General features: G+C 70.9%; 27 protein-coding genes. 6 read left to right on the top strand and 21 right to left on the bottom strand.

Features of this window, described 5'->3' with window-relative positions; translation table 11 throughout:
* Window positions 1-5 precede the first annotated feature (5 nt).
* Genes BJ986_RS08235 through BJ986_RS08220 form a run of 4 tightly spaced genes read right to left on the bottom strand, consistent with a single transcriptional unit; the run spans window position 6 to window position 3,453 of the window.
* Complete coding sequence (locus BJ986_RS08235; protein WP_179421538.1) at window positions 6-740, bottom strand: phosphoglyceromutase; 735 nt, start codon at window positions 738-740, stop codon at window positions 6-8.
* A 33-nt stretch (window positions 741-773) separates the two neighbouring features.
* Window positions 774-1,262: a YbjN domain-containing protein gene (locus tag BJ986_RS08230; RefSeq protein ID WP_420372055.1), complete on the bottom strand. Its 489-nt coding sequence runs from the start codon at window positions 1,260-1,262 to the stop codon at window positions 774-776.
* A gap of 41 nt (window positions 1,263-1,303) precedes the next feature.
* Window positions 1,304-2,617 carry a D-inositol-3-phosphate glycosyltransferase gene (gene mshA, locus BJ986_RS08225; protein ID WP_179421537.1) on the bottom strand — a complete coding sequence of 438 codons (1,314 nt, stop codon included), beginning with the start codon at window positions 2,615-2,617 and terminating at the stop codon, window positions 1,304-1,306.
* Window positions 2,618-2,661: 44 nt separating this feature from the next.
* Entirely contained in the window at window positions 2,662-3,453 is a 792-nt protein-coding gene (locus tag BJ986_RS08220) for a hypothetical protein (protein ID WP_179421536.1), read from the bottom strand.
* A 45-nt stretch (window positions 3,454-3,498) separates the two neighbouring features.
* On the opposite strand from BJ986_RS08220, the gene BJ986_RS08215 reads away from it, so the two are divergent.
* Entirely contained in the window at window positions 3,499-4,287 is a 789-nt protein-coding gene (locus tag BJ986_RS08215) for a class I SAM-dependent methyltransferase (protein ID WP_179423650.1), read from the top strand.
* Between the two features lie 25 nt (window positions 4,288-4,312).
* Here BJ986_RS08215 and BJ986_RS08210 read toward each other — a convergent pair whose 3' ends face one another.
* The 7 genes from BJ986_RS08210 to BJ986_RS08180 all read right to left on the bottom strand — a co-directional run bounded on the left by BJ986_RS08210 (window position 4,313) and on the right by BJ986_RS08180 (window position 8,828).
* Window positions 4,313-4,765 carry a phosphomannose isomerase type II C-terminal cupin domain gene (locus BJ986_RS08210; RefSeq protein WP_337795019.1) on the bottom strand — a complete coding sequence of 151 codons (453 nt, stop codon included), beginning with the start codon at window positions 4,763-4,765 and terminating at the stop codon, window positions 4,313-4,315.
* 14 nt (window positions 4,766-4,779) lie between these two features.
* Complete coding sequence (locus tag BJ986_RS08205; protein WP_179421535.1) at window positions 4,780-5,118, bottom strand: DUF2516 family protein; 339 nt, start codon at window positions 5,116-5,118, stop codon at window positions 4,780-4,782.
* Between the two features lie 16 nt (window positions 5,119-5,134).
* Window positions 5,135-5,560, bottom strand: coding sequence for a D-aminoacyl-tRNA deacylase (dtd, locus tag BJ986_RS08200; RefSeq protein WP_179421534.1), 426 nt, complete (start codon window positions 5,558-5,560; stop codon window positions 5,135-5,137).
* Between the two features lie 6 nt (window positions 5,561-5,566).
* Window positions 5,567-6,547: an asparaginase gene (locus tag BJ986_RS08195; RefSeq protein WP_179421533.1), complete on the bottom strand. Its 981-nt coding sequence runs from the start codon at window positions 6,545-6,547 to the stop codon at window positions 5,567-5,569.
* Window positions 6,548-6,664: 117 nt separating this feature from the next.
* Window positions 6,665-7,363: a hypothetical protein gene (locus tag BJ986_RS08190; protein WP_179421532.1), complete on the bottom strand. Its 699-nt coding sequence runs from the start codon at window positions 7,361-7,363 to the stop codon at window positions 6,665-6,667.
* Between the two features lies 1 nt (window position 7,364).
* Window positions 7,365-7,886, bottom strand: a complete 522-nt coding sequence (locus BJ986_RS08185; RefSeq protein WP_179421531.1) for a helix-turn-helix domain-containing protein — start codon at window positions 7,884-7,886, stop codon at window positions 7,365-7,367.
* A gap of 99 nt (window positions 7,887-7,985) precedes the next feature.
* The gene (locus tag BJ986_RS08180; protein WP_179421530.1) at window positions 7,986-8,828 is read right to left on the bottom strand and encodes a beta-keto acid cleavage family enzyme; all 843 of its coding nucleotides are present in this window, start codon (window positions 8,826-8,828) and stop codon (window positions 7,986-7,988) included.
* 148 nt (window positions 8,829-8,976) lie between these two features.
* Here BJ986_RS08180 and BJ986_RS08175 point away from each other — a divergent pair, with 148 nt between their 5' ends.
* Window positions 8,977-10,395 (top strand): polysaccharide biosynthesis tyrosine autokinase, encoded by a 1,419-nt coding sequence (locus tag BJ986_RS08175; RefSeq protein ID WP_179421529.1) that lies wholly within the window; start codon window positions 8,977-8,979, stop codon window positions 10,393-10,395.
* A 9-nt stretch (window positions 10,396-10,404) separates the two neighbouring features.
* Here the strand turns inward: BJ986_RS08175 and ygfZ are convergent, their stop codons facing one another.
* Both ygfZ and BJ986_RS08165 read right to left on the bottom strand, forming a co-directional pair.
* On the bottom strand, window positions 10,405-11,463 hold the full coding sequence (gene ygfZ / locus BJ986_RS08170; protein ID WP_420372038.1) for a CAF17-like 4Fe-4S cluster assembly/insertion protein YgfZ: 1,059 nt from the start codon (window positions 11,461-11,463) through the stop codon (window positions 10,405-10,407).
* Window positions 11,448-11,864 carry a Fur family transcriptional regulator gene (locus tag BJ986_RS08165; RefSeq protein WP_337795016.1) on the bottom strand — a complete coding sequence of 139 codons (417 nt, stop codon included), beginning with the start codon at window positions 11,862-11,864 and terminating at the stop codon, window positions 11,448-11,450. The genes ygfZ and BJ986_RS08165 overlap by 16 nt, the downstream gene beginning before the upstream one ends.
* 56 nt (window positions 11,865-11,920) lie before the next feature.
* Between BJ986_RS08165 and BJ986_RS08160 the strand changes: the two genes are divergently transcribed.
* Entirely contained in the window at window positions 11,921-12,943 is a 1,023-nt protein-coding gene (locus BJ986_RS08160) for an LCP family glycopolymer transferase (protein WP_179421528.1), read from the top strand.
* A gap of 528 nt (window positions 12,944-13,471) precedes the next feature.
* Here BJ986_RS08160 and BJ986_RS08155 read toward each other — a convergent pair.
* From BJ986_RS08155 to BJ986_RS08135, 5 genes are all read right to left on the bottom strand, one after another.
* Window positions 13,472-13,927, bottom strand: coding sequence for an SRPBCC family protein (locus BJ986_RS08155; RefSeq protein ID WP_179421527.1), 456 nt, complete (start codon window positions 13,925-13,927; stop codon window positions 13,472-13,474).
* 74 nt (window positions 13,928-14,001) lie between these two features.
* A complete protein-coding gene (locus tag BJ986_RS08150) occupies window positions 14,002-14,538 on the bottom strand; it encodes a hypothetical protein (RefSeq protein WP_179421526.1) in 537 nt (178 codons plus the stop codon).
* Between the two features lie 319 nt (window positions 14,539-14,857).
* Complete coding sequence (locus BJ986_RS08145) at window positions 14,858-15,790, bottom strand: hypothetical protein (protein WP_179421525.1); 933 nt, start codon at window positions 15,788-15,790, stop codon at window positions 14,858-14,860.
* Window positions 15,790-16,377 carry an arsenate reductase/protein-tyrosine-phosphatase family protein gene (locus BJ986_RS08140; RefSeq protein WP_179421524.1) on the bottom strand — a complete coding sequence of 196 codons (588 nt, stop codon included), beginning with the start codon at window positions 16,375-16,377 and terminating at the stop codon, window positions 15,790-15,792. The genes BJ986_RS08145 and BJ986_RS08140 overlap by 1 nt, the downstream gene beginning before the upstream one ends.
* A gap of 5 nt (window positions 16,378-16,382) precedes the next feature.
* Window positions 16,383-16,880 carry a heme-binding beta-barrel domain-containing protein gene (locus tag BJ986_RS08135; RefSeq protein ID WP_179421523.1) on the bottom strand — a complete coding sequence of 166 codons (498 nt, stop codon included), beginning with the start codon at window positions 16,878-16,880 and terminating at the stop codon, window positions 16,383-16,385.
* A gap of 122 nt (window positions 16,881-17,002) precedes the next feature.
* On the opposite strand from BJ986_RS08135, the gene BJ986_RS08130 reads away from it, so the two are divergent.
* Window positions 17,003-17,371, top strand: a complete 369-nt coding sequence (locus tag BJ986_RS08130; RefSeq protein WP_179421522.1) for a DsrE family protein — start codon at window positions 17,003-17,005, stop codon at window positions 17,369-17,371.
* Window positions 17,372-17,395: 24 nt separating this feature from the next.
* On the opposite strand, the gene BJ986_RS08125 is transcribed toward BJ986_RS08130, so the two are convergent.
* Together BJ986_RS08125 and BJ986_RS08120 are read right to left on the bottom strand one after the other, a co-directional pair.
* Window positions 17,396-18,262: a hypothetical protein gene (locus BJ986_RS08125; protein WP_179421521.1), complete on the bottom strand. Its 867-nt coding sequence runs from the start codon at window positions 18,260-18,262 to the stop codon at window positions 17,396-17,398.
* Between the two features lie 7 nt (window positions 18,263-18,269).
* Complete coding sequence (locus tag BJ986_RS08120) at window positions 18,270-18,530, bottom strand: MoaD/ThiS family protein (protein ID WP_179421520.1); 261 nt, start codon at window positions 18,528-18,530, stop codon at window positions 18,270-18,272.
* Window positions 18,531-18,629: 99 nt separating this feature from the next.
* Between BJ986_RS08120 and BJ986_RS08115 the strand changes: the two genes are divergently transcribed.
* Window positions 18,630-19,316 carry a winged helix-turn-helix transcriptional regulator gene (locus BJ986_RS08115; protein ID WP_179421519.1) on the top strand — a complete coding sequence of 229 codons (687 nt, stop codon included), beginning with the start codon at window positions 18,630-18,632 and terminating at the stop codon, window positions 19,314-19,316.
* Between the two features lie 96 nt (window positions 19,317-19,412).
* On the opposite strand, the gene BJ986_RS08110 is transcribed toward BJ986_RS08115, so the two are convergent.
* Window positions 19,413-21,296, bottom strand: coding sequence for a bifunctional metallophosphatase/5'-nucleotidase (locus tag BJ986_RS08110; protein ID WP_179421518.1), 1,884 nt, complete (start codon window positions 21,294-21,296; stop codon window positions 19,413-19,415).
* A gap of 98 nt (window positions 21,297-21,394) precedes the next feature.
* Here BJ986_RS08110 and mshD point away from each other — a divergent pair, with 98 nt between their 5' ends.
* Entirely contained in the window at window positions 21,395-22,378 is a 984-nt protein-coding gene (gene mshD, locus BJ986_RS08105; RefSeq protein ID WP_337795014.1) for a mycothiol synthase, read from the top strand.
* Window positions 22,379-22,384: the final 6 nt, after the last annotated feature.

The raw sequence follows: 22,384 nt of genomic DNA, 5'->3' as shown, positions 1-22,384 counted from the left end.
CGGCTCTAGCGGCCCTGGTTCGCGACGGCTGCGGCGGCCTCGGCGGCAGCCTCGGGGTCCAGGTACTCGCCGGGCCCGGTCGGCAGGAAGTCCTCGCCGAGGGTGTAGACGAGCGGCTGGCCGGTGGGGATGTTCAGTCCGGCGATGTCCTCGTCGCTGATCCCGTCCAGGTGCTTGACCAGCCCGCGCAGGCTGTTGCCGTGCGCGGTCACCAGGACGGTCTCCCCGGCCCGCAGGTCGTCCTGGATGGGGCCCTCCCAGTAGGGCATGAACCGCGCGATCACGTCCTTGAGGCACTCGGTCCGCGGCACCTCGATCCCCGCGTAGCGCGGGTCTCCGCTCTGGTCGTACTCGCTGTCGACCTCGATCGGCGGCGGAGGGGTGTCGAACGACCGGCGCCAGAGCATGAACTGCTCGTCGCCGTACTTCTCACGGGTGGCCGCCTTGTCCAGGCCCTGGAGCGCGCCGTAGTGCCGCTCGTTGAGGCGCCAGTCGCGGCGCACCGGGATCCAGTGGCGGTCGGCCGCGTCGAGAGCGAGGTTGGCGGTGGTGATGGCTCGCCGCAGCACCGACGTGTGCACGACGGTCGGCAGAACTCCCTTGTCCTTCAACAGCTTTCCACCGATGACGGCTTCCTCGCGACCCTGGTCGTTGAGGTCGACGTCGACCCAGCCGGTGAAGAGGTTCTTGGCGTTCCAGTCGGAGTGCCCGTGGCGCAGCAGGATGAGGGTGTATGCCATGCCGGCCAGCCTAGCGAGACGGGCGGCTGCGGCTCAGTCGTGCTCCAGCAGGTGGCGGAACGCCTCCAGGTTGCGCAGGGACTCCCCCCGCGAGACCCGCCAGTCCCACTCCTTCTGCATGCTGGTCAGGAAGCCGATGGCGAGCAGCTCGTTGAAGTGCGCGTCCGCCGCTTCCAGAACGACACCCAGGACCTGGTCGAGGTATGCCGCGTCGACCCCCCGGGCGGGTACCCGTCCGGTCACGTAGACGTCGCCCGACTTGTCCACCGAGTAGGCCAGGCCTGGCAGTCGCAGGTTCTTGCGCAGCAGGTAGCGGTAGAACGACTCGTGGTTCTCGTCCGGGTTCCGGATGACGAACGCCGACAGCGACAGGGCGTCCTGCCCCGCCACGAGCGAGACCACCGTCTTGAGCTTCTTCTCGCCCGGGAGGGTGAGGACGAACTCGCCGTCGCGGGCGCCCGGCTCCCACTCGATCCCGGCGTCGGCGAGGAACTCCTCGATGCTGGCCGCCAGCTCGTTCACGCCCTGCTCGTTCACGCCCTGCTGGTTCACGCCCGGCTCGCTCACGGTACGACCGCCGCGGGGACCCGTGCCAGCGAGCCGTTCGGGGAGGGGCTGTCCGTCGAGTACCTCTTGGCCCGACACGCCTCCACGTAGACCTCGTAGAGCCGGTCCGTCGTGCGGTCCCAGCCGAACAGCGCGGCGTGCTCGACGGCCCGGCGGCTCAGTTCGGCCCGTCGTCGCGGGTCCACCAGCAGGGCCTCGAGCGCCAGGGACCAGCGGTGCGGATCGTGTCCGTCGACCAGGACCCCGGCCTCCCCCACTGCGGTGGGCAGGCCGCCCACGTCGGCAGCGACGACCGGGGTGCCGCACGCCTGCGCCTCGACGGCCACCAGGCCGAAGGACTCCGAGTGCGAGGGCACGGCCACGAGGTCCGCGGCCCGGTACCAGTCGGCCAGCTGCGTCCTGGGCACCGGGGGAACGAACCGCACCGACGCGCTGATGCCGAGCCCGTCGGCCAGCTCCTGCAACCCCCGCGGGTGCGCCAGCCCGGATCCGGACGGTCCGCCCAGCACGGCGACGACCAGCTCACCCGCCCACTGCGGGTGCCGGGCCAGGAGCTCGGCGGCCGCCTTGATGAGCACCTCGGGTGCCTTGAGCGGCTGGATCCGCCCGACGAAGAGCAGTACCTTCGCGTCCTGGGGCAGACCCACGGCGGCACGCGCCGCCCTGGCGTCCCCGGGCGAGAACAGCGCAAGGTCCACGCCGGGAGGCACCACGACCACCTTGTCCGGGTCCGCGGCATACAGGTCGATGAGCTCGTGGCGCTCACCCAGGGTGTTGGCGATGAGGCGGTCCGCCGCCTCGACCACCTGCACCTCACCGATCTCGCGGCCCGGAGGTTCGGGGGCGTCGCCCTCGGCCAGGTGGAGGTTCTTGACCCGCGCCATGGTGTGCATGGTGTGCACGAGGGGCACCTGCCACCGGTCGGCGGCCAGCCACCCCACCTGCCCCGAGAGCCAGTAGTGCGAGTGGACCAGGCTGTAGTGACCCTCGGGCTCGTGGGCGCCGGTCCGCATCACCCCGGCGGCGAAGGCGCACAGCTGCCCGGGGAGGTCGTCCTTGCCGAGCCCTTCGTAGGGACCCGCAGTGACGTGGCGGACCGTGACGCCGGGCTCCATCTCGACCGTGGGGGGCAGGTCGGCCGTCGTGGTCCGGGTGAAGATCTCCACCTCGACGCCACGCCTGGCCAGCTGGTGGGCGACCTCGACGACATAGACGTTCATCCCGCCTGCGTCACCGGTGCCGGGCTGCTCCAGGGGGGAGGTGTGGACGCTGAGCATGGCGACGCGTTCGATGCGGTCGCAGCAGCCCATGCCGCGAGTCTGCCACGCAGGCGGTGGGGGCCACGACGCAGTGCTCAGCCCGTGTGCGTCGGCCGGGGCGACTGGCGGGCCTGGGACGTGACACTCAGTGAGCACGAGTTCGACCAGATGTGGATGTCGGTACGCCCGGAGGAGCGGATGTCGACCCCTCGCGCCACGCGCTGCGGGCCCATGCCGATGTCGGTGCCGAGGTAGGTGGAGAACGCGGCGCGGCCCTCCAGGGTCCCCGGGTCGACCCAGACCGCGGAGCTGCGGAGGTTGACGGCCGGAAGGGCCGGCCGGATCCCGACCGTCACGGGCTCGCGGTCGAGGTGCCAGACGACTCCGTCTGCCCCGTTGACCGAGGCCCCGACCCGGACCAGCCCACCACCCGCCTCGACTCGCAGGGTCACCGGCAGCGAGCGCGACCCGTCGTCGAGCGTCCCGAAGTACGTCGCCCGGCCCGGCAGGAAGACGAGCTCGGTGATCGTCAGGTTCTCGAAGCTGCGGGTGACCCGCTCCTGCGTCTGCCCCGCCGCGTCGGTCGTCGCGGTGCCCTCGACGGCCGAGAGCATCGAGCCCCCGATGACGGTCTGCAGGAGCAGGTCGTTGCCGCGGCTGATCCGCAGGCCGTCGGAGTAGAGCGAGACGGTCACGCCGCCCCCCAGGGTGGCCACGCCCTTGGCCTCGGGGCGCACCGTCAGCAGCCCCGGGGGGACGTCGACGAACCCTTCGCCGTGCCCCAGCCATCTCGGCACGGTGGTCACGAGACCGAGCAGGGCGAGCGCGCCCAGCGAGGCCACCAGCGCGACCATGCTGCGGCTGATGTCCCGCTCCCGGCCTCGCACGTGCCCAGCCTAGGGCGCCCCGCCGCGTAGGCTGCGCGCGTGGCTGTGCAGCGACCGGTGGGCACGATCACCCGCGGCACCACCAACCCCAACAGGTTGCGCCGGGTCGACCGCTGGTTGGCCGGTCCGCAGGCCTGGCGCCTGCGGCGAGCCGTGGGCGCGCCGGTCGTGGTGGACCTCGGCTACGGCGCCTCCCCGGTGACCGCCGTCGAGCTGCACGACCGCCTGCGCCGCGTGCGTCCGGACATCCAGGTCGTGGGGATCGAGATCGACCCCGAGCGGGTGGCGCTGGGCATCCCCCTCGAGCGTGACGGGTTGCGTTTCGTGCTGGGCGGTTTCGAGGTGCCGATCGAGGGGCGTGAGGCCACCGTCGTGCGGGCGTTCAACGTCCTGCGGCAGTACGACGAGTCGCAGGTGCCGGACGCCTGGGCGACCGTCCAGCAGCGCCTGGCCCCGGACGGCCTGCTGGTCGACGGCACCTGCGACGAGCTCGGTCGGCGCAGCGCGTGGATCGCGGTCGGGCGGACGGGCCCCTTGTCGTTGAGCCTGTCGTGGCGGCTGCGCGGGCTCGACCGGCCCTCGGACATCGCCGAGCGGCTGCCCAAGGCGCTCATCCACCGCAACGTGGACGGTGAGCCCGTCCATGCGTGGCTCCAGGCACTGGACCGGGCGTGGCTGCACGCGGCCCATCACGCGAGCTTCGGTGTGCGGCAGCGCTTCCTGTCGGCGGTGAGCGCCGCGCGCGACGACGGGTGGCCGATCCAGGACGGACCGGCGAGGTGGCGCCTGGGTGAGGTCACCGTCGACTGGTCGGCGGTCGCGCCCCGTCCCTGAGCTGGTTCAGCGTGGCGCGCTGTGGTCAGCGCGCGTAGTCGTCCTCGAGGCGGACGATGTCGGCCTCGTCGAAGTCCCCGAAGGCGATCTCGAGCAGTCGTCCGGCCCGATCGCCCTTGTTGGCCATCCGGTGCACCGCGTTGCACGGCACCCAGACCGACTCACCGACCGCCGCGGTCCAGGTCCGGTCGGCCACCGTGACCTCGATCGGCACGTCGAGGACCTGCCAGAACTCGCCCCGGTGGTCATGGGTCTGCAGCGACAGGCGGTGACCCGGGTCGACCGTGATGATCTTGACGGTCACGCGCTCGTTCGACACGAACTGCTGGAAGCTCCCCCACGGCCGGTCCACGGTGAAGATGTGGTCACGCGGGTCAGCCAGCTCCGAGACGTCGACACCGGCCCGGTCGCCCATCGCACTGTCGCCCATCGCACTGTCGCCCGTCGCACTGTCGCCCGTCGCACTACCGCCACTCACGGCGTGGTCACCATTCACCATGGCCCGTAGGGACCCATGTGCTGGCCCCCGCGGCCGCTGCCGCTGACCTGCTGGAGAGCGGGACGCACGTCGGCGAGGTAGATCCCCGCCCCCACGATGGCGATGATGCCGACCGAGAACAAGGTGAACGAGTTCGCGACCGAGATGAACCCGAGCAGCACGGCGACCCCCGTCACGATGCTCCAGAACTTCTTGGTGCGCTTGCCCGCGGCGATGAAGGCGTCCGGCCGCCGGCGCATCGCGTCGACGAAGGCGAACACCTCGGCCGCGAAGGCGGCGAGACTGAGCAGCAGGATCACGAGGCCCTGTGCGGATCCGAGCGCGGAGAACATGGGCACAGCCTAAGGGTCAGACATCGATGATCAGGGTCACTGGACCGTCATTGACGATGGTGACCTCCATCATCGCGCCAAACACGCCGGTGGCAACCTCCACGCCGCGAGCGCGCAGGGCCGCGACGACGGCGTCCACCAGCGGCTCCGCCACCCGACCGGGCGCAGCCGCGCTCCACGACGGGCGCCGGCCCTTGCGGACGTCGGCATGGAGGGTGAACTGGCTGACGACGAGCACGGGCGCCGCGTCGTCGATCACCGAGCGCTCGTCACGCAGGATGCGCAGCTCGCTGATCTTGCGGGCCAGCGCCTCGACCTGTGTCGGCCCGTCGTCGTGGGTCACGCCGACCAGCGCGACCAGCCCCGGCCGGTCGATGGCGCCGACGACCTCGCCCTCGACCGACACCTGGGCGGTGGTCACCCGCTGCAGGACGGCACGCACGGCGGCTCAGATGTTGACGGCGACGAGGCCGCCGACGACCTCGCCGTGCCCGAGCACCGGCGAGTTCTCGAGCTGGGCGAGCGCCGGGGACTCGACGCCGATGCGTCGCAGCACGGCGGCCAGGATGACCGGCTTGGCCCGCGGGTACCCGTCGGCGACCTTCACGGCCACACCGCGACCGTCGGCCAGCCCCACCGCATACACGGACTCGGCACCGTCCTTGGCGATGAGGCCCGGGGTGGCCCCGATGAGGGCGGTCACGTCACGACCGGTCCCCCCGAGGTATGCCGGGTTGGCCCGGATGGCGTCCGCCACCTCGGCCTCGTGCGTGCCGGGGCCGGCGGCGGCCAGGGCGCCGAAGGCGCGGGCCAGTCCCGCGAGCGTCACCGCCATCACCGGTGCGCCGCAACCGTCCACCGCGACGGCGGTGATCTCGTCGCCGGTCAGCTCGGCCAGGGTCCGCGAGATCGCTTGCTGCAGAGGGTGTTCCGGGTCACGGTAGGTGTCGGTGTCCCAGCCGTTGACGACGCAGGTGGCCAACATCGCGGCGTGCTTGCCCGAGCAGTTCTGCATGATGGGCGTCTTGCTCCCGCCCCCGCGGATCACTGCCTCACGCGCGGACTCGTCGACGGGGAGGTCCGGGGTGTTCTGGAGGGCTTCCTCCGTCAGCCCCACCGACGCGAGCATCTCGCGGACCGCCGCGAGGTGGAAGCCCTCGCCCGAGTGGCTGGCCGAGGCGAGCGCGAGATGGGCGGGGGGCATGCGCAGCCCGGCCCGCACCATGGCCAGGGTCTGGATCGGCTTGTTCGCCGACCTCGGGAAGATCGGGTCGTCCACGGCGCCCAGCGCCAGCAGCGGGCTGCCCTCGGGCTGGGTCACCACGACCGAGGCGCGGTGCGCCGACTCGACGAAGCCTCCCCGCACGTAGTGCGCAAGGACGGGTGCGTCGTGGAGGGCGGGCGGGGTGACGGTCTGGGGCGTACTCACCCGCCGAGCCTAGCCACCCTCGCGGGAGGTGCCGCCGGGGCAACGCCTCTGCCGTCGGGGCAACGCACACGGCCCCCTCCCGGGACACGGGAGGGGGCCGAGTGGCTGGGGGGTTGGTCAGTCGCCGACCTTCGAGGCGGCCGTGGTGGCGGCCTTCTGGGTGGCGGCGGCCGTCTTCTTGGCGCTGGTGGTAGCGCGCTTGGTGGCGGTCGCGCTCTTCGCAGCGGTCTTCTTCGTGGTGGTCGTGGTGCGCTTGGCGGCGGTGCGGGTGCGGGTGGCGGAAGTCTTCACCGCGGTGCCGGTCTGGGTGGCCTCGTCGACGACCGAGTCGGCGATGGCGTCGGCGGCCCGAGCGACCTCCTTGCGACCGGTGGTCAGCGTGGCCTTCGCCGAACGCTGGATCTCGGTGGCGGACTTGCGCACGGTCGTGACGGCACCCTTGCCCAGGGCGAACGTGGCCTCGGCCTGCGAGACCAGGTCCTTGGTCGCCTTCTGGGTCCGGACGCGCTTGACGAGCTTCTCGCCACGGGCGGCGGCGGACTCGTAGGTCTCCTGCGCCTTGCCGGCCAGCTCGAGGCTGCGGTTGAGGGCCAGGGCCGGGAGCTCCTGCGCCTGCCCGGCGACCTCGGTGACCCGGACCTGGGCCTTGGTCTGCAGGGCGGAGGGGTCGAGCTCGCCCCGGACGTTGGACGCCTTGACGGTGGCCTTGACGCGCGCGTCGCGGACCTTCTCGACTGCGAGGTCGGCCAGGCCGACGGCGGCGAACACGGGGGTGCTGTCGGTGACGGTCTTGCGGATGTCGGCAACGAGTGCCATGTCATGCTCCTTCGGTGGGAGGGGTCTTGGTACGGGACTTCGCGGTGCTGGTCTTCGTCGTGCTGGACTTCGCGGCGCCGGACTTCGCGGCGCCGGTCTTCGTCGTGCTGGACGAGCGCGGTCGGCCCTTGGCTGTCCCGGCGCCCACGAACGAGTCGTAGATGTCGAGCAGCGCGGCCTTCTGGCGCTCGGTGAGCTGCGGGTCGGCGCCGATGACGGCCCGGGTGTCGAGCGCAGCGCCATGCACCGCTGCGTGCGTCGCCGGGGCGTCGCCGTGGCGCTCGTCGAGGATCCCGGCCCGCACGTAGAGCGACTCCGCCGACACCTCGAGGCCCTTGGCGAGCTGCTGGAGGATCTCGGCGCTGGGCTTCTTCAGGCCCCGCTCGATCTGCGACAGGTACGGGTTGGACACACCGGCGAGCTCCGAGAGCTGGCGCAGCGAGAGCCGGGCGGACTGACGCTGCTCTCGCAGGTAGTCACCCAGGTTGTTGCCGCTCAGCGGCCCCAACGGAATTCGGCTCATGCCTCCATATTGCTTGCTCTAGTTAGCAGAATGCAAAGTCAAGACAGCGTGTTCCCCATCACACGGCATACATCGGGGGTGCCCAGGACCGTCAGACGGCTACCGGCGGCGGTCCTTCACGCCGAGCATGAGGCGGGCGTCGTCGGTCGACAGCGTGGGTCGCTGCATCACCTCGGCGAGGTGCGCCACCCGCTCCACGAGCTGGGAGTTGTGCTCGACCGGTATGCCGCGGGCGAAGACGACGTTGTCCTCCATCCCGACGCGCAGGTGGCCGCCTGCGGCCAGCGCGGCCGCCGCGACGGGCAGGTGGCTGCGACCGATCCCCGTCGCCGACCACGAGGTCACCTCGGGCGGGAGCATCGCCACACCGGCCAACAGCGCGGCGGGCGTGCCCGGCATACCGCCCGGCACGCCGGTGACGAAGTCGACGTGGACCTTGCCGCCGAACGGCAGGCCGTGGGCATCGATGAGGCGGGCCAGGGAGGCGACGTGGCCCAGGTCGAACAGCTCGAACTCGGGGACGACCTCGCGCTCCTGGGCCTGGACGTAGAGGTCGGACATGAAGCCGTAGGGGTTGAGGAAGACGTCGTCGCCGAAGTTCGTGGTGCCGCAGGTGAGCGAGCACGAGTCCGGCTCGGCGTCGAGCACGGTCAGCCGCTGCTCGAGCGGGTCGTGCACGCTGCCGCCCGTCGACAGCTGGATGACCAGCGAGGTGCGCTCCCGCAGTGCGTCCACCGCAGCCTTGAGGTGCCCGCGGTCGAGAGTCGGGCGGTGCTCGGAGTCGCGGATGTGCAGGTGGATCATGGAGGCACCCGCCGACTCGCACGCGACCGCCGTGTCGACCAGCTCCTCGAGCGACGTGGGCAGCTGCGGGAAGTCCGCCTTGGCCAGTTCCGCACCGGTGGGGGCGACGGTGATGAGGGTGCCGGTCGTGGGAGCCATGGGCGTCATCATGGCAGCCGCTCGGCGCCGCCAGACCCTGCACCCAGGTGGTTGTGTGGGACACTGACGGCGCTCACAGCCAATCGCAACCTACCGGGGCTCATCGACCGCGCCCGACGGTGCCCGCCCAGACAGTGAAAGCAGGACCGTGGACCTTCACGACTACTACCGGGTCGTGCGCAAGCGCTGGCGCGCCATCGCTGCCGTGACCCTCCTGATGATCGCCCTGGCTTCGTTGCTCACCCTGTTGAGTCCCAAGACCTACCAGGCGCACACACAGCTGTTCGTGTCCACCTCCGGCGGCCAGGACTCCACCGCGCTGCTGCAGGGCAACACCTTCACCCAGCAGCGCGTGAAGTCCTACTCGGACCTGATCACCACGCCGGCCGTCCTGGACCCGGTCATCAAGTCCCTCGGCCTGCCGGGCACGGCCGACGACCTGGGCGCCCGCATCACGGCCAGCGTCCCGCTGGACACCGTCCTGATCGACGTCCTGGTGAACGACCGCAACCCCGAACAGGCAGCCCGCATCGCCAGCGCCGTCGGCAAGCAGTTCTCCACGAGCATCCTCGACCTCGAGCGCGTCTCGGACAGCTCGGTCAGCCCCGTGAAGGTCTCGGTCGTCCGACCGCCCTCGGTGCCCCAGGGCCCGATCAGCCCGAACCCGGTGCGCAACATCGGCCTCGGGGTCGTCCTCGGGCTCCTCCTGGGATTCGGCGTGGCGCTGCTCCGCGACACCTTCGACACCTCGATCAAGAGCGAGCGCGACGTCAAGGACGCGGTCGACGCGACGATCATCGGCGGCATCACCCTTGACCCCGAGGGTCCGAAGAACCCCCTCATCGTCCAGTCCGACCCGCACGGCCCGCGCGCCGAGGCGTTCCGGGCGCTGCGCACGAACCTGCAGTTCGTGGATGCGGCGAACCACCCGCGCTCGATCGTGTTCACCTCCTCGATCCCCGCCGAGGGCAAGACGACGACGACCGCCAACCTGGCCATCAGCATGGCGGCCGCCGGCGCCCGGGTCTGCGTCATCGAGGGCGACCTCCGCCGGCCGCGCCTGCTGCGCTACATGGGCATGGAGGGCTCGGTGGGCCTGACCAACGTCCTCATCGGACAGGCCGCGCTCATCGACGTGCTCCAGCCCTTCGGCGACACCGGGATCCAGGTGCTGGGCGCCGGACAGATCCCGCCCAACCCCAGCGAGCTGCTCGGCTCGGAGACGATGTCGCGCACGATCCGCGAGCTCGAGGGGATGTTCGACTACGTCATCATCGATGCTCCGCCCTTGCTGCCGGTGACCGATGCCACCGTCCTCAGCACCATCACCGGGGGGGTCGTCCTCGTCGTCGGCTGCGGCGTCGTCAACAGTGAGCAGCTCAGCCGCGCGCTGACGTCGGTCAACGCGGTCAACGGCAACGTGCTCGGACTCGTGGTCAACCGGATTCCCACCCGGGGCGCCAACGCCGAGAGCTACTACTACGCCGAGGGGTACGCACCGCTCACGACCTCCCGCAGCCGCAAGGAACGTGCGCGCGACCGGGCCGCCGTGTCCGCCCGGGTCTGAGCGGACGCCTCAGGGAGCGACGACCACGACCTGGCTGGCGCTGACGCCCTCGATCTCGAGGACGTCGTCGACCGGGGTGTTGCGCTTGACCAGCGCGAGCCCCACGGGGCCGTCCTCGAAGTGCCGGGCGACCGAGGTCAGCTGACCCACCTGCCGGTCACCGGCCATCACGGGCGCCCCGCGCTCGGGCAGCGTGTGACCCGAACCGTCGAGATGCAGGAAGACCAGGCGTCGCGGCGGGCGCCCCAGGTTGTGCACGCGGGCGATCGTCTCCTGTCCGCGGTAGCACCCCTTGTGCAGGTGGACCGCTGTGCGCAACCAGTCCACCTCGTGGGCGATCGTGCGGTGGTCGGTCTCGAACCCGAGCCTCGGACGCCACGCCGTGACCCGCAGTGCCTCGCTGGCCCACGTGCCCGCGAGGGCACGGTCCGCGACAGCCTGCGCCAGGGCCGGACGCTCCACGAGGACCTCGCGCCAGGCGCGGCCCGCGGCCGGGTGCCCTTCGACCGGTCCGTATGCCGCGGTGTCACCGACGAGGTCGGGCCACGGGTCCCGCCAGGCGAGCAGCTCCCCCGGCTGCGACTCAGCACCTGAGGGTTCCCCGAGCACGGCCCACGACGACGTCACGTCGGCCACCTCGACCCTGAGCATGAACCGCATCGAGTCGAGCCACCCCGCCAGCGCGGGTGCCCGTCCGGGTTCGGTCGTGACCCAGGTGGTCTCGCCGTCGTCGACGAGGTGGAGGTTGTGCTCGACGTGCCCCTTGGGGGTCAGGACGAGGGCTTCGCGCGACTGCCGCGGGCCGAGACCGATGAGCTGTTGGCTGGTGATCGAGTGCAGCCACGACAACCGGTCGGGTCCGGTGACGGTGACCACCCCGCGGTGGGACAGGTCCACGACGGCCAGGCCCTCGGTGAGCAGGCGCTGCTCGCGCAGCGGGTCGCCGTAGTGGGCCGCGACCCCGGCATCCGGGCCATCCCCCTCGACCGCGCCGGGCTCGCCGAGCAGCACCGAGCGGGTCGCGGCCGGCATACCGGGTGTGGCCGTAGTGCCTAGCGCGTCGCGCATGAGTCGCACTCTCCGTGGATCGCCATGTGTGTCACGTCAGCAACAAAGCCCGTACCGGTCAGAACATTCCCCGCGAAGCCGTCGGCATACTCCTTGGGGCACTCCTGCACGCGCCCGCACGTGCGGCAGACGAGGTGGATGTGGTCGGCGTGGTCGGCGAGGTGGTAGCTGGGCGCCCGGTGGTCGAGGTGGGTGTGACCCACGATCCGCAGGGACTCCAGGGCGTCGAGGGCGCGGTACACAGTGGATGGCGCCAGCGCGGGACCGCCGTCGCGGGCCACCTGGGCGACGACGTCCTCCGGCGTGGCGTGGCCGAGCCGGGACACCGCGTCGAGCACCCGTTGGCGCTGCGGCGTCATCCGTCGCCCCTGGGCTCGCAACCGCTCGCCGACGTCTTGCACGGTCCCACTGTACGGTTCTGCACCGATCCGCCCGCGGCGATACCTACACTGTCCGGGTGCTCGACCAATTCGAAGACACCCAGACCCCGCCTTCGACGACGCCTCGGAAGCGGTCGCGCTTTCGGCGAACGCTGGCCGTGCTCCTGGCCCTCGTCCTCCTGGTCGTGGTCGGAGGCGCCGCGGGATACCTGCTCTTCCTCAACCACACGCTGACTGCGAACGTCCAGCACAAGTCGCTGCTGCCGACCCCGGGGGTCAGCGGCGCCGCGCCCGCCCCGCCGAAGAAGCCCCGGGCCAAGGCGGCGCAGAACATCCTCTTCATCGGGTCGGACGCCCGCGCTGGGCTGGCGGGCGCCCGCTCAGACGTCATCGTGCTGATGCACATCTCGGGTGACCGCAAGACCGTCACCCTCGTCCACTTCCCGCGCGACCTGTACGTCAGCGTGCCGGGCCACGGCAAGGACAAGATCAACGCGGCCTTCGCCTACGGCGGTTCGCCGCTGCTGGTCCAGACGCTCCAGAACCTCGTCGGGGTGCCGATCGACCACGTGGCGCTCGTCGGCTTCGAGGGCTTCAAGGCCATGACCGACGCCGTGGGTGGGGTCGACGTCTATGTCGAGGAGCCGAGCAGCTCCGGCGGTTACACGTTCAGCAAGGGCTACCAGCACATGGGCGGCGCGGAGGCGCTCACGTTCGTGCGCGAACGCGAGGACCTCAGTCACGGCGACATCTCGCGGGGACGTCGTCAGCAGGCCTTCATCAAGGCCCTGATGCTCAAGTCGTTGAGCGCGAGCGTCCTGACCAACCCGTTGCGGCTGGCCCAGTTCGTCGAGGCGGGCACCGCGAACCTGACCGTGGACGACGCCTTCACCGTGAGCAAGCTGCGCAGCGAGGCCTTCTCGCTGCGCAACGTCCGAGGGTCCGACGTCGCGTTTGTGACGGCACCGTTCACCGGTTTCGGCACGTCACCGGTCGGCGGGTCCATCGACATCGTCGACGTGCCCGGGATGAAGGCGCTCGGAGAGGCTCTGCAGAACGACACCATGAGCACCTACGGCGACGTCACCCACACGCCCTGACTGGGGTACCTGCGCCCCACGCCGGCGTATTCGAGTCACCGGCCGCAAGGTAGGGCGGGCCCGCGACACAGCGGCGCGACGAGGACGACGAGGCGTTGACCAGAGACAGTGTCGTACACGGGCCGTCGGCCCAGAGGTGCGGCTAAGCGGGAGGCGATGTCAACCCGGGCGCAGCTCATGCGGCCCGGACCCATGGCCCCTCCGTGGAGTCTGATCGTCACCCGGTCAGCGGTCTGGTCTACGACGTGAAGAGAGCCCCCGCAGTTGATGCTGCCATGCAGCAGGAGCCCATCCGGCGAGACCATGATTTGGCCGGTCCAGGGCATGTCGGCGGCGCACCGGCCGCCAGCGGGTGGGGTGCAGATCGAGGGCGACGGGGTCGGACTCCGCCCTGCCCTGAGTGCGTGCGGTGCGCAGCTGGTGAGCAGGAGAGCGAGAACCGCGAGAGCAAAAAGGAGCCTGCGCATGCCGCTAGGACGACTGCCCCGTCGTGCGGGTTCCACCTGCGAGGACGTCGGCCGTGTCGCGTCACAAGGCCTGGACTGAGGAGGTCTCGAGGATCTCCTTGAGCTTTGCCAGGTCCTTGCGGTTGGCGCGCCGGACTGCACTCGCCATGAACGGTGCGGCCAGCTGGGAGAACCCCGACGGATTCCCGCGGTTCCGCAGCCTCATCCGGGTCGCAGCATCGCCGATCGGCTCCCACTCGTACGTCGTCTCCATCGGGAACGGTCCCTGGGCGGTCCGCATGACGAGCCGCTCGCCCGGCGTCAGCTCGACGAGCTCGTAGGTGTAGGCGAGCCGCCGGCCGAGGAAGTGGGCCACGAAGTCCAGCTGCGACCCGACGTCGAGGGGCGCAGGCGTGCGCCACTCGACGGAGCGGATGTTCGCGTACCACTCGGGCGCATTCGTGGGGTCGCCGGCATAGGCGGCGACCACCTCGCGCGGACGACTGATCACGACCTCGGTGAGAACGTCAACGGGCATGCGCCCATCCTCTCAACCTTCGCCGGTCGGATCCCGGCGTCTCGGGGCGCGGACCGGTCTCACCACAGGCATGGTCACAGGCCGAGGTCGGCACACACGCTGATGACGTTTCTCGGGATGCGGATGGGAGACATGGACCCGTCGGGGTGGGTGATGAACTCGATGAGCCCGACGGTGCCGAAGATCTGCGGGACGCCGAGCTGCGCGGCTTGCTGCGGGCTGACGGCGAAGTTGTAGTGCCCTTCGCTGCGCGTGAGGACGTCGCCGTTGGTGTAGGTGGTGACCGTTCCTGGGCCGCCGGCGTTGTACTTGACTGTCTTGGCGGACGTGCTGAACTGGACGGAGAGGGAGCCGGTGAACTGCTGGATGTCCGTGGTGCCGGCGGACGGTGGCAGGGATCGCTGGTACTCCTTGTTGTACGGGAACGACAGGTTCACAGGGGTGTCTCCGCAGGCGACGACCGCGCCCACGGGTGGCTGCCACAGGTGCCAGTCCGAACCACGGGCGCTCGCGGTGCTGGTGGTCAGGAGAACGGCGCCAGCAGCTAGGAAAGGCACGAGCAGGGCCTCGAAAATGCGGCTGGACCGGCGGTTGCGAGTTGTGAGTGTCATGACGCACCTTTCTCGGTGTGGCGAGCGCATCCCCGTCCAGGCGACTCGGCGTGCTTGGACGGTTGGGGCGGTGTGCGGCCCGACCCCGATGACCGGACCTGTCACTGGCGCCGAAAGGAGCGCTTGGTGACGAGACCCGGTCGCGGCCCGTCCGCTGCGCCGGGCAACCGATGAGAGGCGTGACCCTCTGCACGTCGTAGGCTCTCAGCCCTGGTTTCGTCCGGGGACCCGTATTCGACGTAGGACACGTGCTGGTGCGGTGGGGTGCTTCCAGTTGGCGTCGGCCGGGAGATTACGGGCGTGCCCGCAGCCCGGACGGTCAGCTCTTCTTCCAGGTCGAGAGATCGCCACCGGCCACGAACACGGCGTCCCCCACGGCGAGCCAACCCGACCCGGATGTCACCGAGAGCGCGACGGTCCCGGGCTGGACCTTGGAGACGTCCGTCATCGCGCAGCCGAGGGCCTGGGTGGGTTTGGCCGCATCGATGACGGCGAGGCCGCTGCAGGACGCGACGCCGGGGACGACGACGAGGGCACGACCCTTGGCGGTGAGGGCAACCGCGATTGCCCCCGGGACGGTGGAGGCGGTGGTCCAGCGCTGGCCGTCCGTGCTCACCCTCACCCGTCCGTCGGTGCACAGGGCGGCACCGCCGGCGTCTACGATCGCCAGGTCGACCACAGGGGTGGAACCGCACGGTTTGCCGGTGCCCCCAGTGGGCAGTCCCACGGAGGCGCTGGCCCTGGGGTCCCGGAACCAGACATTCGCCGCGGCGACCGAGTTCCCGAAGTCCGCGACGAGGGTGGATGCCTGGCGGATGGCGGGTGTGCAGCCCGTCCGGGAGTCGGCGCCCACGACGAACGCAGAACGGTCAGACCTGACCCGGACCCTGACGATGGTGTCGAACGGGGCGGATCGCGGACCCCAGCTCGCTCCGGCGTTGCGGGTCAGCTCGAGCTTGGAACCGCGGGACTTGCAGTTGCCGAGCGTGAACCGGAAGGCGGTGGCCTTGTCGACCGCGACGATGCCCTGCGTCAGGGGTGCCGCCCTGACCGCGGGTGTGGACGGCCCGGTGGTCGTGGCGGTGGTGGTCCCGGGCACCGACGGGGTGGTGGTCACCCCTGAGCCGATGGTGGAGCCGCCTCGGTCGACCGGGTGACGGGTGCTGGAGATGGCGAACCCCACGAGCAGCACGTCGACGATCAGGAACGCGGCCAGCCCGACGAGCCCGGCTCGTTCGCCGAGGCGGGGCATCACGGCCTCCCCAGGGCGTGCGCCACGGTGGGCAGGGCACCCATGATCTGCTCGGTCATGTCCTCGAAGACCTGCGCCGGGCGGCGGTACGGGTCGACGATGTCGGCCTCTGCGTCGCTCAGCGGCGTCCGCATCCCCCGCTGTCCAGCAGCCAGGGCCACGACCCGGGTGATGTGCTCGCGGGCGGAGTCGGACGACACGGCCACGGCCGACGGGTCCAGCCCGGAGACCAGGTCGGCGAACTCCCGGAAGGCGAAGACATAGCGCAGCGCCTTGGGGTGCAGCGTGGCCACCTTCCCGCGGTGCACCCGGGTGGCGGTGAGCACGAGGTCGGCGTCGGCCACCATCGCCTGGGTGAGGTGGCGAGCGACGAAGCCGTTCGCGGCATACCCCTTGGACTCCAGCAGCGCACGCGCCTGGTCCTCCATGGGGTGGCCGGCCAGGGCCCCGGTGCCGCCGCTGGAGACCTCGACGGCGCCGACCCCCCAGGAGCGGTCCAGCTCGGTCTGGAGGGCGCGCTCCAGGAACGGCGACCGGCAGATGTTGCCGGTGCAGACCGTCAGGATCCGCGCTGGGGTGGACGCCATGTGCTCTAGCCGACGCGCTTGAGCTCGGCGGAGAGGTGGCTCTGCAGCGGCTGACCGACGGCGGCCATGTCCATCGCCCACATGAGGTTGGAGTTCACCAGCCCGTAGAGGCGCGTGCCTGCGTTGTACTCCTTGGCCTGCGGGCTGCGCAGGACACCATCGGTGCGCAGCTCGATCTTGGCCGGTTCCGCCTTGCCGTAGTAGAGCTCGACGATTCCCGTCGGGTGGGTGAGGAGGAGCTCCACCTCTCCGTCCTCGAACGGCCGCCAGAAGCCCAGCTCGGTCGCCAGCGGGCGCACCTTGGTGCCGGCCTCGTCGAGCAGCCACGTGCGGCTGTGCCACTCGAGGAAGGGGCGACCGTCGTGGGTGACCTCGATTTCCTGGCCGAAGTTTGCCGACTCGATGGTCGGGTAGCCGACGACGCCGGCGCCCTCCCAGCGACCGATCAGCCACGCCAGCGGCGCGAGCGCGCGCGGCAGGTCCGGGTCGAGGGTGAACTGCATCAGCGCGGCGTCTTGACCAGGCGGTACACGACGAATCCGGCGAACCAGGTGATCACCACGGCCGTGAGGGCGAGAAGGCAGATGTAGAACGTGTGCACGCGCCAGATCGTAGCCTGTGGACCATGACAGACCCGCGCACGCTCGTCATCAAGGTCACCTGTGGCACCGAGTCGCTCGAACGCCTGAACCAGGCCTTCACCGTCGCCGCCACCGCGGTGGCCAGCGGCGTCGGCGTCAGCCTCTGGCTCACGGGGGACGCGTCGTGGATGGGCGTGCCGGGTCGGGCTGAGCAGGTCGAGCTGGCGCACGCGGCAGCGCTGGCGGACCTGCGCGACGCCGTGCTGGCCACCGGCACGGTCACTGTCTGCGGCCAGTGTGCGGCGCGACGCGACCTCGCCGAGGCCGACCTCCTGCCCGGCGTGGCGATCCGCGGTGCGGCGGCGTTCGTCGAGGAGGTCCTGTCCCCCGGGGTGCAGGCCCTCGTCTACTGACCTTCTCGCGAGGGCGCCGCGTCGTCAGGCGTAGAGGGGCGACGTCACGACCACGTGGATGACCACGCCGATGATGAGACAGGAGGTCGCGGCCGCAGCGAGCTGGGCCCGCGGCATGGCGGTCGAGGGCAGGGGCGCCAGCAGGCGCCGGGTGGCGTGCGCGATCGCGGCGGCGAGCAGGCCGAGCAGCGCGCCCGGGGCCAACATCGGAGCACCCGCGATCGCCGAGACCAGCAGGGCGGATCCCCCTCCCACCAGCATGGCGATGAAGAGGGCCCACTTCCTCAGCCGCGGGAGCGAGATGCATGGGTCGGTCAGCGCGCCAACCCCCAGACCGGCCATCGCAGCCGCGAGGGCGTGGTCACCGGCCAGCACGTGCGGGATCGGGGCCAGCGCAGTGCCGGCCGAGATGATCGCCAGACCCGAGGTCGTGGCAGCCACGGACTCGGTCAGGCGGGGACGGCCGTCGCGACGCATCAGCTGGTGCAGGAAGGCGACGAGGACGGCGACGGCCAGAGCGGCAGGCATCCACTCGAGGTAGGGGTTGTGGCGCGTCAACAGTGCGGTCCCGGTCATGAGCACCGTGCCGATCGCCAGGACCGCGCTGGTCCCCCGCGGGCTCGGCAGGCTGAGCAGCTGCGGCCAGCCCCAGGCCAGCACCAGCCCGGCCAGCCCCACGGCCAGCGCGACGAACTGCGGGCTGGCATAGCCGGTCAGTGCCACCAGCGCGGCGAACGCGACGGTCGCGGCGATGGACAGCGGTCGCGGGAGCAGGGCGCGACGCGGCAGGGCAGGCTTCGCGGTCTGGGCATGGACGCGACGCTCGCGCCGGGTCAGCGGCACGGCAGGGTTGTTGGGCGCCTGCTCGGGGACGTCGGACACAAGGGGCATCTTCGCATCACCCCCCGGCGAAGGGAGGCAGTACCTCCAGCACCGAGCCGTCAGGCAGGGGGTCGTCACGATGGGTCGCCCGGCCGTCGAGCAGCAAGGTGCTGACCGCCGTGACCGCAGGCAGCCCGGGGTGCAGCAGGTCGACCGCGGCGACCGCCTGTGCGACGGTCCGGCATCCCCGGACGAGGTCGGAATCCACGCCTGCTGCCGCCCTGGCACCTGCCCAGTAGCGGACGGTCACCGAGGCACCCTCGTTGTCACCCGGCATACCACCCTCCTCTCCTGCGCGTGTCCCAAGCATCAGACAAGGGTCTCACGATGTGTGCAACGGCCCGTGGGGTGGCCTTCGGCCGTATCCTTTCAAGGCATGGCCCGTCTGTTGCTGCTGACGAACGCCTTGGCGCCCAGCGCCGAGGTGCTTCCGGCACTCGGGCTGCTCACCCACCACGTGCGCATCATCCCCGCGGAGCCGACGGCGCTGGTCGACGCGCCGCCGTGTGACGCCGTCCTGTTGGACGCGCGCCGCGACCTCGCCGTGGCTCGCTCCCTGTGCCGCGTGCTCCGCGCGACGGGCATGTCCGTGCCCCTCATCGCCATCCTCACCGAAGGCGGCCTCGCGGGCATCACGACCGAGTGGGGCGTCGACGAGGTCCTGCTCGAGTCCGCCGGTCCCGCCGAGGTCGAGGCGCGGTTGCGACTCGCCGCTGGGCGCCTGCAGGACAACCAGGAGCCCGAGGACGTGCAGATCACCTCCGGCGACGTGACCATCGACGAGGCGACGTACTCCGCCCGCGTCCGGGGTCGGCTGCTCGACCTCACGTACAAGGAGTTCGAGCTCCTCAAGTACCTCGCCCAGCACCCGGGGCGCGTCTTCAGCCGCGCCCAGCTGCTCCAGGAGGTCTGGGGCTACGACTACTACGGCGGCACCCGCACCGTCGACGTCCACATCCGCCGGCTGCGCGCCAAGCTGGGCTCCGAGCACGAGGTGCTCATCGGCACGGTGCGCAACGTCGGCTACCGCTTCGTCCCGGCCGAGGACGCCGTCGACGCCTGAGTCACCGACTCCCCACCACGCGAAGGGCGCCCCTCCCGTTGCCGGGAGGGGCGCCTTCTCGGCGGCATGCCGCGTTGCCGCGTCAGGGGGCCGTCGTCAGTTCTTCGTGATCCGGGCGTCCGCGACGGGGCTGTACGGCGAGTGGGCCTGCAGGTAGTTCGCGAAGGCGTCGATGTCGAGACCACCGAAGAACCTGCCGCTGCCGACGCGGAAGCCGGGCAGTCCGTCCCCACCGTCTGCGACGAAGTTGTTCGTCACCACGCGGTACGTGCCCGTGTCGCTGAGCTCGGCGCCACCCAGCGTGACCGGTCCGAGCACCCGCCCGGCGGGGGTGTCGCTGTAGCTGTACGCAAAGCCCGACGACACCTGCAGGATGACCGGCCTGGCGATGGAGTTGGGCGAGGTCGTCGCACCGCCACCCCACTGCTCGCGCAGGATCTCCTTGACCTGGGCACCGGTCAGGGTCAACGACACGAGGTAGTTGTTGAACGGCTGCACCTGGAAGGCCTCGTCGTACGTCACCTCGCCGGGCGCCTCGTTCCACGACTTGTTGGCGTAGGTGAGGTTGGTGCGGATGCCGCCGGGGTTCATGAAGGCGATGACCGGGGCCTGGCCACCCGTGGTCGTCGACGGGTCGGCCAGCTGGGCGTCCGCGATCAGGTCGCCGAGCTTGGACTCCCCGGCGGGGCTGGAGGCCGTCGTGATGTCGGTGCTGATCGAGCCCAGGACCTTGCTGGCGATGGGAGCGATGAGCGTCTTGTAGTCGGCGATGATCTTCGTCTCCGCGGGATCCTTGAAGGCCGGGTCCCGGGTGACGACGAGGTTGTTGCCGGCCACCGAGGCGCGCACGATGTCCTGGGTGCGCCGGTCGAAGGTCAGGTTCGTCTCGGTCACCAGGCGCCCGAAGGAGGAGGCCGAGGTCACCAGGCGCGGCTGCCCCGCCGGGTCCGGGATGCTGCAGACGTACGGCGTGTGCGTGTGGCCGCTGATGATCATGTCGATCTGCGGGGACAGCTGCTGCGCGATCGGGATGATCGGGCTGGCGGGGGCGTTGAGCCCGGTGCTGGTGCCGGTCGGGCAGGCGGAGTCGAACTTGTTCTCCAACCCGCTGAGGTGGGCGGTGCTGGCGGTGCGCGTCGGCACCCCGCCCTGGTGGATCAGGACGATGATCGCCTTGACGCCCTGCGCCTCCAGCCGGGGCACGAGGGCGTTGGCCGTCTGCACCTCGTCGGTGAACTCCAGCCCCTGGATCCCCGAGGCCGTCACGATGTTCGGGGTGTCCTTGAGCGTCATGCCGATGAAGCCGATCTTGGCTCCCTTGAACTTCTTGACCCAGGTGGCCGGCAGGATGGTCTGACCGGTCGCCTTGAGCCGGACGTTGGCCGCCAGGATCGGGAAGTTCGCACCGGTGAAGGTCTTCCCACCCGGGCACGAGTCCTGGTTGGCGGCGCCTGCGCCGTCGTCCAGGCACCCGCCGTTGGCCAGCCGCTGGAGCTCCTTGTAGCCCTCGTCGAACTCGTGGTTGCCCACCGCCGTGACGTCGAGGCCGAGGCTGTTCATGGCCTCGATGGTCGGCTCGTCGTGGAACGCCGCCGACAGGAGGGGGGACGCGCCGACGATGTCACCGGCAGCCACCGTTGCGGTGTAGGGGTGACCCTGACGCAGGGCCTTGAGGTGCCCCGCGAGGTACTCCACGCCGCCGGCGTTCACGGTCTGCGGCGTCGCGCTGTACGTCGTGACGCCGGTGTTCGGGTTGGTGTTCGACGTCTCGGTGTAGGTGTCCGAGGTGATGATCCGGCCGCCCGAGCCCGACGGGGGCTCGAGGTTTCCGTGGAAGTCGTTGAACGACAGCAGCTGGATGTCGATGGTCGGCCCGTTGGAGGCAGCGGACGTGCTGCCTCCCGTGAAGGCCGCACCGGTCGCCGCGAGCGCGGCCACTGCCACGACGCCGGACAGGCGTCGGGTACGGGAAGAAGTCATGTGTTCGTCCTTGTGCGGAGGAGGAACCGGCGGTCGCCGGACCTGTGCACGCTAACCGCGGATCCACCGGTGGGGAAGATGCATGGTGCAATGCATACGTGCCCTTGACTCCCGTGCGCCCCGCCGACCCCTTGACGGCCGAGGAAGCCGCCCAGGTGCATGACCTGCACGGGCGCGCGGCCGCCGTCGACGGTGTCGGTCCGCTCTCGGAGCAGTCGCTGCTGTCCCTCACCTCCGCGGCTGGTCGCGTCCACCACCTGCTCGCGTATGCCGGGCAGCAGCTCGCGGGGTACGCCCAGCTCGACCCCGCCACCGGTCCCGACCCCTCCGGAGAGCTGGTCGTCGATCCGGACTTCCGGAAGCGGGGCCTCGGCCAGGCCCTGGTGGACGCGGTCCTGGAGCTGGCGCCCGAGGCCCGGCTCTGGGCACACGGCCAGCTCCCGGCCGCGCAGGCCCTCGCCGCGAGCAGCGGGCTGACGGCTGTCCGCGAGCTGCACAAGATGGCCAGGCCGCTCGGGGAGGCCGACCTCGACCCGGCGGCGAGCGCCCTGCCGCCGGGGTTCCGGTCACGGTCCTTCGAGCCCGGCCGCGACGAGCAGGACTGGCTGGAGACCAACGCGGCGGCCTTCGCCCACCACCCCGAGCAGGGACGGCTGACGCTGGCCGACCTGCGCGAGCGGATGGCGCTCCCCTGGTTCGACCCGACCGGGTTCATCCTCGTCGAAGCCGACGAGCCCGTCCGCGACCCGTCGGCGGGGAGAGTCGCGGCCTTCCACTGGACCAAGGTCGACCCTGACGACCGCTCGTCGGTGGACCCGGCCAGACCGGCAGGTGAGGTGTACGTGGTCGGGGTACACCCGGCATACCAGGGGCGCGGGCTGGGACGGCCCGTCACGGCCCTGGGGCTGGCCCACCTGGCCGGGCTCGGGCTTCCGGAGGTGGTGCTCTACGTCGACGGCGACAACCAGGCCGCGATACGCACCTACACGGGGCTCGGTTTTCGCAGCATCATGGTCGATGTGATGTATTCGCGCGGTGTTCAGCCGGCGCGTTCACCCGGCCCTGTCAGGATGACGCCATGAGTGTGC

Origin of the sequence: Pedococcus badiiscoriae, from assembly GCF_013408925.1 — a bacterium.
Taxonomy (GTDB): domain Bacteria; phylum Actinomycetota; class Actinomycetes; order Actinomycetales; family Dermatophilaceae; genus Pedococcus; species Pedococcus badiiscoriae.
This window is presented reverse-complemented; position numbering and strand designations above follow the sequence as displayed.